Source organism: Pseudomonas sp. EA_35y_Pfl2_R5 (assembly GCF_963970805.1).
In the GTDB taxonomy this organism is placed as follows: domain Bacteria; phylum Pseudomonadota; class Gammaproteobacteria; order Pseudomonadales; family Pseudomonadaceae; genus Aquipseudomonas.
This window is the reverse complement of the sequence record NZ_CAXAOW010000003.1, coordinates 24203-41135: the sequence shown is the minus strand read 5'-3', so window position 1 is coordinate 41135 and position 16933 is coordinate 24203. Positions and strand designations below refer to the sequence as shown.

Sequence of the window (16933 nt, the reverse complement as noted above, 5' to 3'; positions counted from 1 at the left end):
AATTTTAAAGCCACTATCCGACGAGGCCTGATCCATGAGCATCCCATCACGCGAAGAAAAACTGGCCGAATGGCTCACCGCCGAACAGGCCATGCGCGCCAGCCTTGGTGCGCCCGGCAGCATGAGCCTGGCGCAGGTCAGCGAGCTGTTGCCGCAGGAATTCTTTGACGGCATCGGCCGTGGTGAACTGCCCTCGCCGCCCATCGGCCATCTGCTGGATTTCGTCCCGCTGGAATGGTCGTCCGGGCGCTTCGTCTTCCAGGGCACGCCCGATGCACGCCACTACAACCCGCTGGGCAGCGTGCACGGCGGCTATGCAGCCACCCTGCTCGACTCCTGTATGGGCTGCGCCATCCACACCCAGTTGCAGCGCGGCCAGGGTTACACCACCACCGATCTGCGCATCAGCTATATCCGCGCCCTCAGCACCAAGGTCGGGCCGATCCGCGCCGAAGGCCGCATCGTGCATATCGGCCGCACCACCGCGCTGGCCGAAGGGCGCATTTACGATGTCGACGACCGCCTGTACGCCGTCGGCTCAACCACCTGCCTGATTCTCAGCATGCCTGGGACAGCGCCTACACCCGGCACTGAAACACCGGGTCGAAGCGAGTAAGATGGCAGGCAACATCTGAAACCAGCGGCCAGGTACTCCATGCGCTATTCCGAAGACCACAAAGCCCAGACCCATCAGCGCATCATCGAAGAGGCCGCGCGCCTGTTCCGTCGCGACGGCGTTGGTGCCACCGGCCTGCAGCCGCTGATGAAAACCCTGGGCCTGACCCATGGCGGCTTCTACGCCCACTTCAAATCGAAAGATGAGCTGGTAGAAACCGCCCTGCGCCACAGCGCTGACAAGCTGACGGCGGTCACCAGCGAGATGGCCAACAGCGATAAACCGCTGACCCGCCTGATCAGCGGTTACCTGTCGTCCGCCCACCGCGCCGATCCGGGCGATGGCTGCCCGCTGCCGACCATGTCCGCCGAGCTGGGCCAGCGCGGCGCACCCAGCCCGGTGACCGATGAGCTGATCCGCGACCGTCTGCAAACCATCGAAGCCGGCCTTGGCGTTGAGCATGCCGATGAGCAGAGCGTGCTGATTCTTAGCGCCATGGTGGGCGCCCTGCTGCTGTCACGCAGCGTAAGCGATCCGGAACTGTCTGACCGGCTGCTGAAAACCACCCGCCGCCTGCTGATCGAACAGAACACCGGCGACGCAGCGCAAAGCGCCTGATTGCAGAAAATTAGTGCCCACAACAAAGCCCTGACTGTCTCCAGCCAGGGCCTTTGTTGTTACAGCCAGCGGCTTATTTGTAACGAGCAGCCGCGTTGCTGTGCGACAGGTTCGGTGCCAGCTTGCCGCGGGCATCGGTAAAGGCCTGCCAGTCAGCGGCATCAGGCAGCGATGGAATGGTGATCAGCTCGCCCTGGTCGAAACCGGCCAGCGCCGCATCAACCATCTCGCCGACCTCCATGATCATGCTCGCCGGCAGTGCCGAATCATCCATACCGCTGCGTTCCCATATCTCGGTGCGGGTAATGCCGGGCAATACAGCCTGCACCTGCACGCCCTGCGCCTTCACTTCACCATTGAGGGTCTGGGTCAGGCTCAGTACATAGGCCTTGGTGGCGCTGTATACGGCATTGAACATTTCCGGCGCCAGGGCCACCACCGAGGCGATATTGATGATTGCCCCACGCCCGGCGGCGGTGAAGTTGGCAGCGGCTGCGGTGGACAGGTGAGTCAGCGAGACCACGTTGAGCAGAATCATGCGATCAACGGTGTCGAGGTCGGCCTCGGCAAGCTGACCGTTCATGGCCATGCCGGCGTTGTTGACCAGCAGGCTGATGGCCTTGTCGGTACGCAGGCGCTGGGTCACCGCGTGCAGATCAGCCTTGTCTGTGAGGTCGGCCTTCAGTGCTTCTACCTTTACCCCATATTGCTCGGTCAAACGCGCAGACAGGGCCTGCAGGCGCGGCAGATCGCGGGCCACCAGCAGCAGGTCGTAACCGCGCTGCGCCAGGCGCTCGGCGTAGGTGGCGCCAATCCCTGACGAAGCGCCAGTGATCAATGCAGTGCCTTTCTCGTTATGCGTGCTCATGGTGCGTCTCCTGGGGTATGCGGGGTAGTGAAGCTATCTGGAGGTATAGTGCGCCAACTAATATTACACACATAATATAAATTTTATATGTCGGCCGTAATAAAAACTATCGACGGCTATGCCGTAGACGCCTGAGACGTATAAACACCTGAAGAGGACCGCTAACCGCCTGATGGCAGAGCACAAAAAAGCGGGCTATCCGTAAAGATTGCCCGCTCTTGTGTGACGCAAAGATCTCGCTTGTTAGCTGCGAATCAGATGATCGAAGGCGCTCAGGGAGGCCTTGGCTCCATCGCCCATAGCAATCACGATCTGCTTGTACGGCACGGTGGTGACGTCACCGGCGGCAAACACACCAGGGATATTGGTGGCGCCCTTGGCGTCGATGATGATCTCACCGAAACGCGACAGCTCTACGCTGCCCTTCAGCCAGTCGGTGTTAGGCAGCAGGCCGATCTGCACGAAGATGCCTTCCAGCTCGACGCTATGCAGCTCTTCGGTGGTGCGGTCCTTGTAAACCAGCGCATTGACCTTCTGGCCATCGCCTTTGACTTCGGTGGTCTGCGCGCTCTTGATCACGGTGACGTTCGCCAGGCTGTAGAGCTTCTTCTGCAGCACGGCATCGGCACGCAGGGTGTCGGCAAACTCCAGCAGGGTTACGTGGGCGACGATGCCGGCGAGATCAATCGCAGCCTCAACGCCAGAGTTACCGCCGCCGATCACCGCTACGCGCTTACCCTTGAACAGCGGACCGTCGCAATGCGGGCAGAAACACACGCCTTTGGCCTTGTATTCCTGCTCGCCAGGCACACCCATCTCGCGCCAGCGCGCGCCGGTCGACAGAATCACAGTCTTGGCCTTGAGGCTCGCACCATTGTCGAACTTCACCTCATGCAAGCCGCCTTCGCTGCTCGCTGGAACCAAAGCGCTAGCGCGCTGTAGGTTCATGATGTCGACTTCGTACTCACGCACGTGCTCTTCCAGGGCGCGCACCAGTTTCGGCCCTTCGGTTTCCTTCACCGAGATGAAGTTTTCGATAGCCATGGTGTCCAGCACTTGGCCGCCGAAACGCTCGGCGGCAATCGCCGTGCGAATACCTTTACGCGCGGCATAAATGGCCGCTGCGGCACCGGCTGGGCCACCACCGATCACCAGCACGTCGAAGGCTTCCTTGGCGCTCATCTTCTCGGCATCGCGGTTGGCGGAACCGGTGTCGATCTTGGCGAGGATTTCCTTCACCTCCATACGTCCGGAAGCAAACACTTCACCGTTCAGGTAGATGCTCGGCACGGCCATCACCTGGCGACGCTCGACTTCTTCCTGGAACAGCGCACCGTCGATCGACACGTTACGGATATTCGGGTTAAGCACCGCCATCAGGTTCAGCGCCTGAACCACGTCCGGGCAGTTTTGGCAGGACAGCGAGTAATAGGTTTCGAACTCGAACGAGCCTTCAATGCTCTTGATCTGCTCGATGGTCTCGGCATCCAACTTGGACGGATGGCCGCCAACCTGCAGCAGCGCCAGTACCAGCGAGGTGAACTCGTGGCCCATGGGAATGCCGGCGAAGGTCAGGCCGATGTTTGCACCTTGACGGTTAAGCGAGAACGACGGACGACGGGCGTCACTGCCATCAGTCTTCAGAGTGATCTTGTCGGTAAGGCCGACGATGGTCTGGAGCAGTTCAAGCAGCTCCTGGGATTTCGCACTGTCATCGAGGGACGCGACGATCTCGAACGGCAGAGTGACCTTTTCCAGGTAGGCCTTCAACTGGGTTTGCAGGTTAGCGTCCAACATGGCGGATAGTCCTCAATGACAAAAATTCTGGGCAATAAAAAATTGTCAGGAACAATTTTTAACGTCGCGTAGCGACGGCCTGCAGGGTGCCGCCATAAAATGGCAGGCAATAAAATGCCCGGGCGGATCGCGCCCGGGCATCGGGCACCACGAGGGTCGGGTTGCGACCCTGACAGCGCTAAGTACTCCCCTCCCCGAGGGTTAGCTCAGGGAGGGTGTTGGCAGATTTAGATCTTGCCAACCAGGTCCAGCGAAGGAGCCAGAGTCTTCTCGCCTTCTTTCCACTTGGCTGGGCACACTTCGCCTGGGTGAGCAGCGGTGTACTGAGCAGCTTTCAGCTTGCGCAGGGTTTCCGATACGTCACGAGCGATTTCGTTGGAGTGAATCTCAACGGTCTTGATCACGCCTTCCGGGTTGATCAGGAAGGTGCCACGCAGGGCCAGACCTTCTTCTTCGATATGCACGCCAAAAGCGCGGGTCAGTGCGTGGGTCGGATCACCCACCAGCGGGAACTCAGCCTTGCCAACAGCTGGCGAAGTTTCGTGCCAGACTTTGTGGGAGAAATGGGTGTCGGTGGTGACGATGTAAACTTCGGTGCCAGCATCGCGGAACGCAGCGTAGTTGTTGGCCGCGTCTTCGATTTCAGTCGGGCAGTTGAAGGTGAAGGCAGCTGGCATAAAGATCAGCACCGACCATTGGCCTTTCAGGGACTGCTCGGTCACTTCGATGAATTTGCCGTTGTGAAAAGCGTTAGCCTTGAACGGTTGAACTTGGGTGTTGATGAGATTCATCTCTGGTTCCTTATTGAGGGTGAGAAATTTACAGGGCGCATTTTAGCGCCTTGGGCAAAAAAAGCTTATTGATTGCCGCCATGATTCCGATTGATTAAGCCAATCGACTACCGGCGTCAGACTAGTGCCGGATCTATTACCAGCACCAGTTTGCCGTTGACCTGGTTAGTCGCCAACACCGCAAAAGCCGACTCGGCATCGGTGAGTGCATAGGCTTGCTGAAGTTGCGGTTTAAGCCGCCCTTCTGCGAATAGCGGCCATACAAACTGTTGCAAATCGCGCAATAAATCGGCCTTAAACTGCTCATCCCGATTACGCAGTGTCGAACCGATCAACGCAATACGCTTACTCAATAGAAGCGCCAGATCGAGCTCAGCCTTGCGCCCACCGAGCAAACCGATGTTTACCCAGCGGCCATCTACAGCCAGCAAATCCAGGTTAAGCGAGGCGTAGTTGCCACCCACCGGGTCGAGAATCACATCGAACGGGGCAAAATCGCGCAGTGCCTGCAAGTGTTCATCACTGCGCAATACACCGCCCTGAGCCCCCAGACTCTCGCAGTAGGCCAACCGTTCAGCGGAGCCGACACTGACCCAGCACGGGCTGCCAAAGGCCTTGCACAATTGAATGGCCGCCGAACCAACGCCACTGGCGCCAGCGTGCAGAAGTACCTTTTGCCCAGGCTTCAATGCAGCCAGCTGGAACAGGTTGAGCCAGGCCGTGGCGTACACCTCGGGCAACGCCGCCGCTTCGGCCAGCGTCATGCCCTCGGGCACTGGCAAGGCGAGCCGCGCATCGACCACCACCTCCTCGGCCATGCCGCCACCGGTCAATAATGCGCAAACCCGGTCGCCGACTTTCCAGTCGCAACCGGCCCCCACTTCACTGACTACACCGGCGCACTCCAGCCCAAGCACCTCACTGGCGCCAGGCGGTGGCGGATAAAGACCGGCGCGTTGCAGCAAGTCAGCACGATTCAACCCAGCGGCCGCTACACGGATACGAATTTCCCCTACATCACAGACCGGCGCTGGGTATTCTGCCCATTCCACACGGCCTTCAACGCCTTGCAATGCCTTCACGCTGCCTCCATAGTGCATTTGAACCGAGCCCGGCACTGACCACCGGGCTTTTGCATTGCGCCGATGGAACCTGGCGCCCTTAAAGACGGCCTAATATGCGTTATCAACTGCCCACACGTCGAATTAGCATGAAGCGAACCCTACTTAGCGTCACCCTCGCCTTTTCGTTTGCCCTGAGCGCCCTGCCGCTCGCGGCGAAAACCACCAGTGACGACTCCTGGGAATACCTGCAGCCTGACCGCGAGCAGGTCATCGCCAGCCTCAACGTCGTGGAATTGTTGAAGCGCCATCACTACAACAAGCCACCGCTGAACGACGAGCGCTCGGAGAAAATCTATCAGGGCTACCTGAAGATGCTTGATCCCTCGCGTAGCTACTTTATTGCCTCCGATATCGCCGAGTTCGATCAATGGCGCACGCGCTTTGACGACCTGCTGAAAAACGGCGATCTGCAACCCGGCTTTGCCATCTACAAACGCCACCTGGAACGTTTACAGAGCCGCCTGCAGTTCACCCTGAGTATGCTTGAAAAGGGTGTCGACAAGATTGATCTCGACAGCGATGAAAGCCTGCTGATCGACCGTGAAAACGCCCCATGGGTCAAGGATCTCGCCGAGCTCGACGACCTTTGGCGCAAGCGAGTCAAAGATGAGGTGCTGCGCCTGAAAATCGCTGGCAAAGAGCCCAAGGCGATTCAAGAACTGCTGACCAAGCGCTACAACAACCAGCTCGCACGGCTCAAGCAAACCCGTGGTGAAGACGTTTTCCAGGCTTATATCAACGCCTTTGCCATGTCCTATGACCCGCACACCACCTACCTGTCGCCGGACAATGCGGAAAACTTCGATATCAACATGAGCCTGTCGCTCGAAGGCATTGGTGCCGTGCTGCAAAGCGACAACGAACACGTCAAGGTCGTGCGCCTGGTACCGGCCGGCCCAGCGGAAAAGAGCAAGCAGATATCCCCGGCCGACAAGATTATCGGCGTGGCACAGGGCAGCCAGGAAATGGTCGACGTGATCGGCTGGCGCCTGGATGAAGTGGTTAAGCTGATTCGAGGCCCGAAAGGCTCGCAAGTACGTCTGGAAGTGATTCCAGCCAGCAATGCGCCAAACGACTTGACCAGCAAAGTGGTTGCCATCACCCGTGAGGCGGTCAAGCTGGAAGAGCAAGCAGCGAAGAAGACCATCCTCAACCTCAAGCACGAGAACCGTGACTACAAACTTGGGGTGATCGAGATTCCGGCCTTCTACCTGGATTTCAAAGCCTTCCGTGCCGGCGATCCGAACTACAAAAGCACCACCCGTGACGTCAAACGCCTGCTCACCGAGCTGGAGAAGGAAAAAGTAGACGGTGTGATGATTGATCTGCGTAACAACGGCGGCGGCTCGCTGCAAGAGGCCACCGAGCTGACCGGCCTGTTTATCGACCAGGGCCCCACCGTACTGGTGCGCAACAGCGATGGCCGTGTCGATGTACTGGCCGATGAGAACACCGGTATCTACTACAAAGGCCCGCTGGCCGTGCTGGTCAATCGCCTGTCGGCTTCGGCGTCGGAGATTTTCGCCGGTGCCATGCAGGACTACCACCGCGCATTGATTCTCGGCGGCCAGACCTTCGGCAAAGGCACGGTGCAGACTATCCAGCCACTTAACCATGGCGAACTGAAGCTGACCCTGGCCAAGTTCTACCGCGTTTCCGGGCAGAGCACACAACATCAGGGCGTGATCCCCGACATCCAGTACCCGGACATCATGGACACCAAGGAAATCGGCGAAAGCGCCCTGCCCGAAGCCCTGCCGTGGGACAGCATCAAGCCGGCGGTCAAACCGGAACTGGACCCGATAAAACCGTTCCTGGCCGAACTGCAAAGCCGCTATGAAACCCGTACCGCGCAGAATCCTGACTTCACCTTCGCCCGCGAGCGCCTGCTACTGGCGCAGAAGCTGATGGCAGAAAACACCGTCAGTCTCAATGAAACCAAACGCCGCGCCCAGCAGACAGATATCGAAGGCCAACAATTGACCATCGAGAACAGCCGCCGCAAAGCCAAAGGCGAAGCACTGCTAAGCAAACTCAAGGAAGAAGACGAAGACGCACTGCAGTTGGAAGACAAGAAAACCAAACCGGAAGACGACGCCTACCTCACCGAAAGCGGTCGCATCCTGCTCGATTACCTGGGCTTGAACACGCACTTGGCCAAAAAGTAAACCGCAGGCGTCATCAAAGAGTCATCAAACTGTCGTGAAATACGGGGGACTGGTAGCAATACCAGTCCCCCGTTTTTTATGCACAGAGAGCCGCCATGATCGTCACCGAGCAGTTCAGCGCGCTGGACAGCATCCTCGCCAATGGCGACCTGCACAGTCTGTTTCAACCGATTTTTTCGCTCTCCGAGCGACGCTTACTCGGTTATGAAGCCCTTAGTCGCGGCCCGTCCAACAGTGCCCTGCACTCGCCGATCAATCTGTTCGCTGTGGCGCGCAGCGCCGGGCGCTTGAGCGAGCTGGAACTGCTCTGCCGCAAGAATGCCTGCCAGCGCTTCAGCCAGCTCAAGCTTGAAGGCAAGCTGTTCCTCAACGTATCGCCCGATTCACTGATGGAGCCCAAACACCAGCCGGGACGCACCTTACAACTGTTACAAACCCTGGGCATTCCACCAAGCCAGGTGGTGATCGAACTGACCGAACAATCGCCCACCGACGACTTCGCTTTGCTCGACACCGCCCTGCACCACTATCGCGCCATGGGTTTTTCCATCGCCCTGGATGATCTCGGCGCCGGCTATTCGAGCCTGCGCCTCTGGTCCGAGCTGCGCCCGGATTACGTGAAGATAGACCGCCACTTTATCGACGGCATTCATCAAGATGCGGTCAAACGCGAGTTCGTTGAATCAATTCTGAAAATGGCCAAAGCCTCCCGCGCCCAAGTGATCGCCGAAGGCATCGAACTGCCCGAGGAACTCGCCGTGCTAGCGGAAATGGGCGTCGATCTGATCCAGGGTTACTTGCTCTGTCGCCCGCAGGAGCAACCGCCGCAAGACGCCGTCAACTTGCTACCCAGCACCGCAAGCAGCAGCCCGCTTAGCGAAGAGGCCAGCGACCTGCGCGACCTGCTTAACACACAGCAAGCCGTGGCTCTGAGCACCCCCATCTGCGAGGTGCTGGAAATGTTTCGCGCCCAGGCCAACCTGAATTCGCTAGCGGTGCTCAATCAGGTGCAACAACCCGTCGGCATCGTGCATCGTCACTCGCTGGCAGAGACCTTACTCAAGCCTTTTGCCAATGAGTTGTTCGCCCGCAAACCGATCAGCCGCCTGATGAGCGATGACTACCTGGCGGTGGAATGCGGACAGTCTCTGCAACAGGTCAGCCGTCTGCTCACCAGCCGCGCCCGCCAGCGCATCGAAGAAGACTTCATCATCATGGAGGACGGCTGCTACGTAGGGCTTGGTCGGGTAATCGACGTACTCAAACTGATTACCGAACTGAAAATCCAGCAGGCCCGCTACGCCAATCCGCTGACGCTGCTGCCAGGCAACGTGCCAATCCAGCAGTGCCTGACCCGCTTACTGCAGCAGAGCCGCGAAGCCGTGGTGTGTTATGTGGATATCGACAACTTCAAGCCGTTCAACGAGCTGAACGGCACGATTAGTGAAAACGACGAGCAGCTAGGAGGACTGATATCAATGATCGTGTCCACCATCGAGGAAAATTTTGAGTTGACGCCAAAATACGCTGCTCCTGAGTGACGTTATCGGCGCACGCCACTGTGACGACTGGTAGAGAATGGCCAGATGCTCTAACTCGCGAACTATAAACGCTTCGACGTTGATAGCCCCAAGCACCTGATTGATGCGTCTGAAGTGGCCAATAACACCCTCGCCCATGGAGAATAATCATAAGACTTAAATTTAACACTCACACTAGCGAAGCCCAGCATCATATACATCACCCACTCCCAATTGACGACTGCCTATCTGGAAGAGCGGCAAACACCAAATAAAATCATATCTATTCCAATAAACTAAGCTGAGCAATCAGTCGCCATAAAATTAACCACACTCAAAAAGCTCATTGCGAATCCCCGAGAAAAGATAGCAATCCTTTACGGAAGGCATTGACTCGAATGAACGTTGGCTCTTCGGTAATGGATGAAACAATTTCCCTACTAACAAGCTTCTTAACAAACAGCAAATTTCTCTCCGTTTTTTCTATGCGAACTCGATTGTTTGGCTTAACGAAGAGACACTCCGGCTCAGGCAATAAAATTAGTGCATTCGTAATTTGTTCATTTGTCAGCACATCTACAAAATTGTAGAGAATTCCTTTTCGTGACTTTTGATCTTCTGTATTTACAAGACAATGAGATACGATTTCTTGGTCGACGTCTTTTCTACACCCTTCAGGGAAAGCCAATACTCGACCGACCACCTCCGTAGCGCTCGGATTAGTCAGAATCTCTCCAATAGCAATGCGACTGATAATGAGACTAGTCTGATCCGCAGTGATACCAGCCTCTAGCAATTCAATTTTACTTGAAATATCCAATGCGAAGTTTTCGGAGTTTTCCTCATAAGTCGAGAAATGTGCCTTTATCAAAGCCGCTTTAAGTCCGCTCACCGTCGCAGAATCTATAAAAGAGGTCTCATTTAAGCTGACAACTCCACGGCTGGCGAGAATCAGTTTCCGATCATCTGGTATTTCTTTAGGGAAACTCTGAAAAACATAAGGTACAGATTGGCAAAGCATCTCAAAACTTCTGATACCGATATCTGAATTATTTATTATGAATCGTGAAAGGGCCAAACACCTCTCATCCTCAGTGCCGACTTTTGGTATTTTTGACTTTGACAATTTAGCGTATACATCCTCACGATCAAGCAAGGTACTTAGTTGTTCAGCATCCACCTCCACCTCGGAATAATACGTCAATACATTATTCCAATTAATATCTATGCGACCACCAAACAATAATCCGCCCCACATCGAAGACGGAATTTTCTCATAACTATTAAAGACATTTTTTTGCCTAAGGGCAAACTGAATAGCCAGCTCCTCATCAACACCTGAATGATTAATAATTTCCAAAATCGATGATTCTGACTCCTCCAGGTTATCCTTCATCGCCATAGAAACATCGACTAAATAAGAGTTCAAATTACCATCAATATATTTCTTTAGAGGCTCACTACCAGATAACTTAATCGAAGTGTAATTAGCAAAATCACGATCAACTAATAATTTTTGTGTATGCTCCGCCTCTGCAGGAAATTTTGTGAGGACAAGACTAACGTTCTCCACTGTTAACGAATAAAGAGAGGCATTTACAATAAAATCAAAAAGACCCTCAAGCTCGCATATATCTTGCAAACTGGCTACCTTGACAGACATAAGCTCAAGTGCTTTATAGCTATGGTGAAGCATAACATTCTCTGAATACACAAGAGCCAGGTGGCTTGAGAGATATTTACTTATAGCAAAGTCAATATTCATTTTATTTGCTATATGACTTGGCTCAACATAAGTAAGGATTGCGGCAACATGTTTAACTGCAAGATCACTTTCTATAGCTGTCATTGCATAACCGTGCCATCCATCGGCTATAGCGCGAGTAAAACCCCCTATACTCTTACCAGACAACCAATATGCTACAAAGAACTCTTCAGAATCATTAAAGTTCTTGGAAATAAACTCGATAGCGCTTTTTAATTTCGATCTATTTTCGATGAAAGGCTGTAATAGGTAATCTACTAAAATTACGTTTAGTACGTATTCCGCTCCGAAATCTTCGTCACGCATTTCGGAAGCCACTTCCTTAGGGTTATCGATAGGAGCGAGTGGTTCTGCAACTCTAAAATCACGGATAGTTTGGATAAAATTCCAGTCATTACGTGACATACGGCCCTCATGGAATATCGAGATATATAAATTATAAGTCTCATCCAAATAACCGTTACCGACTAGATAATTCAGCAGTCTTGAGTCGTCTACCCCCGCGTCTTTTGCTATTTCATCAATTCTAAGTCCCGCCCCCTGCAAAATTTCTCGCAGCGGCCTTCTTGCAAATTCAGACTTTTGCTCTTTTAGCCTATCAATTTCAAAGTTTAACTGCTGGCGACGCTGAGCATTCTTATCTTTTATACGTGCATGCCTACTTTCAAATTTTGAGCCAGGTATAGCTATTTCCTCAAACTCCCTGAAGGAGAATCCTAAATCTACGTCTTGCTGCGTATTGCCATAATACTGAGCAACATTTACTTGAATTCTAAGTTTCTTCTCGCTGAATAATTTCTGAAAATTATCCCACTCTAGAAGCTGCTCGAAAGAATATAAATTCTCACTCGCATAGACCCCTGCAATAGTATTTGCGGTATATTTTCTGCAAAGCTCACCCAAAAAAATCTTAATAAGCTCTTCCTGGCTTTGACATAGCTCGTTCTCTGACGCGCGAACTTCTTCTTTCTTTCTCTGGATTTCTGAATCTAACTCGGCAGCTGCTATTGCTATCGCTTCTGCACGCCTATCGACTATACAAAAGAGCGCCCCCCTCCCATGGTGCAGTGCTTCAAAATCTCGTGGATAGATGTTTTTATAAATAATAATTGCGAGCAGCTTATTTAGATTAGGTTTGCCACCTACTTTATTTTCGTATATGAGAAATTCGTTACTAATATTTTTGATTAGACGAAAATCATCCAAATATAGCGAAACCTCGCTTAAGAAACGCCCATCAATATTTTTTTCTGATTTTTTTGGTTTCACGCACTGAGCGAACATCTCACGCGAGTTTGAATTATTTATAATCGGTATCACAGGTGTAATAAAATCAAAAAATTTCGCCCTATCACGATTAAAAAACACATCATCCTTGATTGCATACAAGAACTTAATCGGCTTAAGAAAGCCAAAATCAAAAAAACCTCTCTTATGCATACGCCCATCATTAATTATTTTATTTATCTCACGAAGCTTGATGAATATCTCAGGATTACCAAATCTATCCAGATCCTCAAATACAACAAGATCATAATCGTTTTCCTCAAAGAAATAGATTATCTCATCTAGATGTTTATTCAATATCGAGCTTTCTGGAACATTATCCAGTTCGATTTCACCATTCTGTAAAGAAAGTTTTTTTATCGAAAGCGAGTGTGATGCTTGTAAGGATTTCGAAATCAGTCTTGCCAAGTAAAGAAATGCAAAAGCAGCAGTAAAAACAAGGGTAAGATTTAGATCTTCTGCTCCCTTAGCAGTTAAAAAATCTTTAAAATTCATATACAAGTAACCGCATGCAACAAGCCACCCGACGAAAACCACTGCATTCCAGTCCAATCTTTGCGGCTTTGATATTCTCTTAAATCTCGAATAGGGTAGCGTCGAAGTTTCTGCGCCATATAGCATTTGCTGAAGAATACTTCGTTCAACTTTAACTGTAACGTCTCCAGAGACTTCTCCCGAATCATCCGTTGAACCAGGGTCATTAAAAGTAGCCAATGAAATATTTAAAAATTTATATTGAGACTCTCTTTCAAATGTTTTAATAACACTGGTCTTCCCCGACCCATAGGGCCCTGTTAAAGCAATATTCCTAATTGCCGGATTTTGCATCGCAAATTCAAGAGCGTGACGATACGTGCCATTGTCATTTACGTTATCTACAGGTGCGAGATCGAAAAAAGTCTCATCTTTAGGTGAATTTTCAGTAACGCTCGAAAAGCCTTTTTTTGAAACGCTCATCGAGCGTATTTTGGCGAACAGTGACGTTAGATACCTCATTCGGTCATCCTTGAGCAGTATTCAATTCTTCGGGTCTGCGTTTAATCAGCAGGGGCATAATGCCATTATGCATTTGGAGTGGAAAAAATGGCTGAATTTTCCAGCCTCCTCCCACCGGCTATAGAAGCCGCAGATTTCTTCGATGCCAAGTGGTATAGCGTTGCTTTGCAGGTTGACGCTGGATAGCGCCTTGAGCCTAAGGTCAATGAGGAGGTATGCAGATTATTTCCACTAATAAAAATGTCTGCTCCTAGCCCTTTCTCATCTGTCACCACCGTACAGCTGCGACCGGTTGCAGCAGGATTCGCTTAAAGTGTTTAGCTACATAAGCTTTTAGGTCGATTAACGTTAGGTCTTTTGGCATGCAGACAAAATAGTGAAATCCCCTCATCGACATCTACGGCTATGCCAAGGGCGATGAAGTGCTGCTCAGTCTGGCGCAGTGCCTGAATGAGCGGGTCGACCCGACGCGGGACTTTGTTGGCCATATCGGTGGCGATGACTTTCTGCTGGTGCTCGGCTCACAGGACTGGCGCGCGCGGCTCAATCGCTTGCTGGAGGACTTCCAGAGTCAGTGCCGACGCTTCTACCGTGAAGAAGACCTGCATGCGGGCTGCTTTGTCGCCCATGACCGCAACGGCAAACGCCAGGAATATGCGCTGCTGTCCTTGTCTCTAGGAGTGGTACATGTCCACCCCGAGCAATGTGCGCAGCTGGATGCCAGCCAGCTGGCGGCGATGGCCTCAGAGGCCAAGCGTCATGCCAAGGCCGTGCCGGGTTACAGCCTGCATATTATCGACACTCAGGCGGATACGGCGGCCTGATGGCAGAAGTCAGATTGCTAAATCAGAGGCCGCTGAGGCGGTTGGACAGTGCGGCAAAATGCTCAGCTAGCGCAGTATCAGCGGCAACATCCGCAGCGCCGCTGCGGTATAACTCAGCCAAGCGATAGGCAGCTGCCGGGTGGCCTCCCTGTGCAGCCAGCGTCCACCATTCGATGGCCTTTGGCGCATCCACAGCGTGCTGGGTATCACCAGATAGACTCAAAACGCCAAGTTGATAGGCCGCCTTGGCATCGCCGGCCTTGGCCGCCAAACCAAGCAGGCGCCGCCCTTCATCACGTGCGCCCAAGCCCTGGCCGCGAAACAGCAAAATATGCCCGTAGAAGCTTTGCGCCTGGGTATCACCCAAGTTAGCCATGCGAGCGAATTGCCCTTCCATCCAACGCCAAGCTCGCGGCTGCTTGACCAGCCAGCCCCAGTGAAACAGACGGCGCGCCAGCAGGTAGCCGATACGCGCACGCAGCGCGCCGAACATCAGGCGTCTTCCGGGTAGCTGAACTCGAACACGCGGGCCACCTCGGCGGCATGCCAGGAGGCTGCGGCGATACCATCGGAGGCACCATTAAAACGCCCCAGCCGACTAACGCATTCGAAAAAACCGGTGCGCGGCAAGCGGCTTGCCCCCTGACTGATCACCAATGCGCTACGCAACGGGCGCTCAGCACGCGCATCCAGGGCGGCCAGGTGCTCTAGTGCAGCGGCTAAAGTCTGCATGGCCGGGCTGGGCAAGGCCAGACGTTCGATCAACGCACGATAGGTCAGCAGGTGACGCTGACGCTGAGCATCTTCGAGCTCATCAAGCAACGCCTGCCAATGTTGTCGACTGATGCTTACGCTCAAGACTGCGCCTCCCACCCATCAACCCCAAGATGCCAAGCCAGCGCACGCTGGATGGCGGCGTCCGGCTGGCGTTCGCCGCTCTCGATCATGCTCAGGTAATGCGGGCTGATACCGACATTACGCGCCAGCTGTTCGGCGCTCATGCCCTTGGCTTCGCGCAGGGCCGTCAACTGGCTCAAGGCCGGCTTACTAGCATCAACCACCACCGCGGCCACCTCAGGCGTGCGCCCAGCGGCCTGCAGCAATGCCTGATACTGCGCCCAAGGCAGCACTGCGTACTCCGGCTGGCCATCGCGCTCGATCACTTGCACATTCATCTGTAAATCTCCATGCAGAGCACTTCCATCACTCTCAGCAACTCCAGAACAGGCGGTCATCTTAACAGCCCGGCACGAGAAAGAGCGTGATCTATACTGCCCCTATGATTTCAGCAGCAGTTGAGGGCAGGCTTTGCGCAGACTGATAACCATGCTGTTGATTGGCTGCAGTGGCTGGGCCTGCGCTGATGAGTTGCGCTGGGGCTTCGCCACGGCTGACGGCATGCCCTATGTCGATGTGCACGAGCAGCAATTGCGCGGTGGCTTCATTTACAAACTAGGCCTATTGGCAAGCCAGCAGCTCGGCTACAAAGCAGTGTTTGTCGAAACCCCAAATAGGCGCATCGACGAATATATGCAGCGCGGGCGCATTCATGTGATCTGTAACAGCAACCCGCAATGGATCGACAAACCCGAGCGCTATCGCTGGTCCGCCCCCCTCTACAGAGAAGAAGATGTACTGCTACTGCACCGTCAGCATGCGCCGATCAACAGTTTCCATGAACTACGCGGCAAGACCCTCGGCACTCAGCTGGGATATGTCTATAGCAGCGAGTTAATGGCGGCATTCGCTAATAAGCAAATCATCCGTCAGGACCTGCGCGACCACAGCGCCGGGCTTAATCTACTGCGCAAACAACGCCTGGACGCGATCATCGACATGCGCAGGCCGCTGAACTTCCAACTGGCCAAGCGTACGGATGCACCGCTGCAGATAAATCCCTGGGTGATCGAACGCTACGACATGCATTGCACCTACAGCCCGCAATTGCCGGTGAGCACTGAGTTATTGGACAAGACACTGCAGCAGTTGCGCGACCAAGGTCTGATCGAGCAGATGCTCAACGATACCTGATTCATCGCCCGCGCTACTCCACGCGCCCTTGCAGCGGCGCTAGCGATTCATCCAGCTCTGGCAACCGCTCAACGATCTGCAACACCTCTGGAGCCTGATCCGCGCGCCACTGCTGAAACGCAGCCAGTTCCTCCTGCCAGGTGCGTAACACCCAGGCCAGCACAGCCAGATCATCAACCAGGCCGAAACCAAACAACCAGTCCGGTATCGCATCCAGCGGCGTAACGAAATACAGCAAAGCCGCCACCACGGCCAGTAATGCTCGAGAATCGATGGCCCGATACTCACCGCGCCACCAAGCCAGACAAAGAGCCTGCAACAGCTTTAGCTGGCCGGCCAACTCGGCAAAGCCATTACCAAGTTTTTCACGCTTTCGGGCGACAGATAAAAGCAACGCTGGTAACCGTCCGGCCTTGAGGAAACGCTTAGCCAAAAACTGGTAACGCGCGAAATTTTTCGGTGCTTTCATCGCTTTCTCCTAGCAACCCCGCGCACCCGCTGGGCTGGCTATGGTTATCCACTAAAGCT

General features: G+C 53.8%; 13 protein-coding genes and 2 pseudogenes. 6 read left to right on the top strand and 9 right to left on the bottom strand.

Annotated features, from left to right (window positions below; all coding sequences use genetic code 11):
• Positions 1–34 precede the first annotated feature (34 nt).
• Both AACX99_RS07390 and AACX99_RS07385 read left to right on the top strand, forming a co-directional pair.
• Complete coding sequence (locus AACX99_RS07390; protein ID WP_339410653.1) at positions 35–616, top strand: PaaI family thioesterase; 582 nt, start codon at positions 35–37, stop codon at positions 614–616.
• A 39-nt stretch (positions 617–655) separates the two neighbouring features.
• On the top strand, positions 656–1234 hold the full coding sequence (locus AACX99_RS07385; protein WP_339410651.1) for a TetR/AcrR family transcriptional regulator: 579 nt from the start codon (positions 656–658) through the stop codon (positions 1232–1234).
• A gap of 73 nt (positions 1235–1307) precedes the next feature.
• On the opposite strand, the gene AACX99_RS07380 is transcribed toward AACX99_RS07385, so the two are convergent.
• The 4 genes from AACX99_RS07380 to AACX99_RS07365 all read right to left on the bottom strand — a co-directional run bounded on the left by AACX99_RS07380 (position 1308) and on the right by AACX99_RS07365 (position 5772).
• Entirely contained in the window at positions 1308–2102 is a 795-nt protein-coding gene (locus AACX99_RS07380; RefSeq protein ID WP_339410649.1) for an SDR family NAD(P)-dependent oxidoreductase, read from the bottom strand.
• A gap of 243 nt (positions 2103–2345) precedes the next feature.
• Positions 2346–3899: an alkyl hydroperoxide reductase subunit F gene (gene ahpF / locus AACX99_RS07375; RefSeq protein WP_339410647.1), complete on the bottom strand. Its 1554-nt coding sequence runs from the start codon at positions 3897–3899 to the stop codon at positions 2346–2348.
• Positions 3900–4126: 227 nt separating this feature from the next.
• Entirely contained in the window at positions 4127–4690 is a 564-nt protein-coding gene (gene ahpC / locus AACX99_RS07370; protein WP_339410645.1) for an alkyl hydroperoxide reductase subunit C, read from the bottom strand.
• 116 nt (positions 4691–4806) lie between these two features.
• Positions 4807–5772 carry an NAD(P)H-quinone oxidoreductase gene (locus tag AACX99_RS07365; RefSeq protein WP_339410643.1) on the bottom strand — a complete coding sequence of 322 codons (966 nt, stop codon included), beginning with the start codon at positions 5770–5772 and terminating at the stop codon, positions 4807–4809.
• 128 nt (positions 5773–5900) lie between these two features.
• Between AACX99_RS07365 and AACX99_RS07360 the strand changes: the two genes are divergently transcribed.
• Both AACX99_RS07360 and AACX99_RS07355 read left to right on the top strand, forming a co-directional pair.
• A complete protein-coding gene (locus AACX99_RS07360) occupies positions 5901–7982 on the top strand; it encodes a carboxy terminal-processing peptidase (RefSeq protein ID WP_339410642.1) in 2082 nt (693 codons plus the stop codon).
• Positions 7983–8077: 95 nt separating this feature from the next.
• A pseudogene (locus AACX99_RS07355) lies at positions 8078–9445 on the top strand (EAL domain-containing protein); the annotation flags it as partial.
• Positions 9446–9845: 400 nt separating this feature from the next.
• Here the strand turns inward: AACX99_RS07355 and AACX99_RS07350 are convergent.
• Positions 9846–13550 (bottom strand): YobI family P-loop NTPase, encoded by a 3705-nt coding sequence (locus AACX99_RS07350; protein WP_339410641.1) that lies wholly within the window; start codon positions 13548–13550, stop codon positions 9846–9848.
• Between the two features lie 383 nt (positions 13551–13933).
• Here AACX99_RS07350 and AACX99_RS07345 point away from each other — a divergent pair.
• Positions 13934–14374 (top strand): annotated as a pseudogene (locus AACX99_RS07345) (diguanylate cyclase domain-containing protein); the annotation flags it as partial.
• A gap of 22 nt (positions 14375–14396) precedes the next feature.
• Here AACX99_RS07345 and AACX99_RS07340 read toward each other — a convergent pair.
• Genes AACX99_RS07340 through AACX99_RS07330 form a run of 3 tightly spaced genes read right to left on the bottom strand, consistent with a single transcriptional unit; the run spans position 14397 to position 15549 of the window.
• A complete protein-coding gene (locus AACX99_RS07340) occupies positions 14397–14867 on the bottom strand; it encodes a sel1 repeat family protein (protein ID WP_339410640.1) in 471 nt (156 codons plus the stop codon).
• Positions 14867–15232, bottom strand: a complete 366-nt coding sequence (locus AACX99_RS07335; RefSeq protein WP_339410638.1) for a hypothetical protein — start codon at positions 15230–15232, stop codon at positions 14867–14869. The genes AACX99_RS07340 and AACX99_RS07335 overlap by 1 nt, the downstream gene beginning before the upstream one ends.
• Positions 15229–15549 (bottom strand): helix-turn-helix domain-containing protein, encoded by a 321-nt coding sequence (locus AACX99_RS07330; protein ID WP_339410637.1) that lies wholly within the window; start codon positions 15547–15549, stop codon positions 15229–15231. Before AACX99_RS07330 ends, AACX99_RS07335 begins: the two co-directional genes overlap by 4 nt.
• 133 nt (positions 15550–15682) lie before the next feature.
• Here AACX99_RS07330 and AACX99_RS07325 point away from each other — a divergent pair, with 133 nt between their 5' ends.
• A complete protein-coding gene (locus AACX99_RS07325) occupies positions 15683–16405 on the top strand; it encodes a substrate-binding periplasmic protein (RefSeq protein WP_339410635.1) in 723 nt (240 codons plus the stop codon).
• Between the two features lie 13 nt (positions 16406–16418).
• On the opposite strand, the gene AACX99_RS07320 is transcribed toward AACX99_RS07325, so the two are convergent.
• On the bottom strand, positions 16419–16874 hold the full coding sequence (locus tag AACX99_RS07320) for a YkvA family protein (RefSeq protein WP_339410634.1): 456 nt from the start codon (positions 16872–16874) through the stop codon (positions 16419–16421).
• Between the last annotated feature and the right edge of the window lie 59 nt (positions 16875–16933).

Coding starts and splice junctions, on each gene's coding strand:
- ahpC (WP_339410645.1), bottom strand. CDS start 4,690: ATGAATCTCATCAACACCCAAGTTCAACCGTTCAAGGCTAACGCTTTT.
- AACX99_RS07340 (WP_339410640.1), bottom strand. CDS start 14,867: ATGTTCGGCGCGCTGCGTGCGCGTATCGGCTACCTGCTGGCGCGCCGT.
- AACX99_RS07330 (WP_339410637.1), bottom strand. CDS start 15,549: ATGAATGTGCAAGTGATCGAGCGCGATGGCCAGCCGGAGTACGCAGTG.
- AACX99_RS07350 (WP_339410641.1), bottom strand. CDS start 13,550: ATGAGGTATCTAACGTCACTGTTCGCCAAAATACGCTCGATGAGCGTT.
- AACX99_RS07320 (WP_339410634.1), bottom strand. CDS start 16,874: ATGAAAGCACCGAAAAATTTCGCGCGTTACCAGTTTTTGGCTAAGCGT.
- AACX99_RS07380 (WP_339410649.1), bottom strand. CDS start 2,102: ATGAGCACGCATAACGAGAAAGGCACTGCATTGATCACTGGCGCTTCG.
- AACX99_RS07360 (WP_339410642.1), top strand. CDS start 5,901: ATGAAGCGAACCCTACTTAGCGTCACCCTCGCCTTTTCGTTTGCCCTG.
- AACX99_RS07390 (WP_339410653.1), top strand. CDS start 35: ATGAGCATCCCATCACGCGAAGAAAAACTGGCCGAATGGCTCACCGCC.
- ahpF (WP_339410647.1), bottom strand. CDS start 3,899: ATGTTGGACGCTAACCTGCAAACCCAGTTGAAGGCCTACCTGGAAAAG.
- AACX99_RS07385 (WP_339410651.1), top strand. CDS start 656: ATGCGCTATTCCGAAGACCACAAAGCCCAGACCCATCAGCGCATCATC.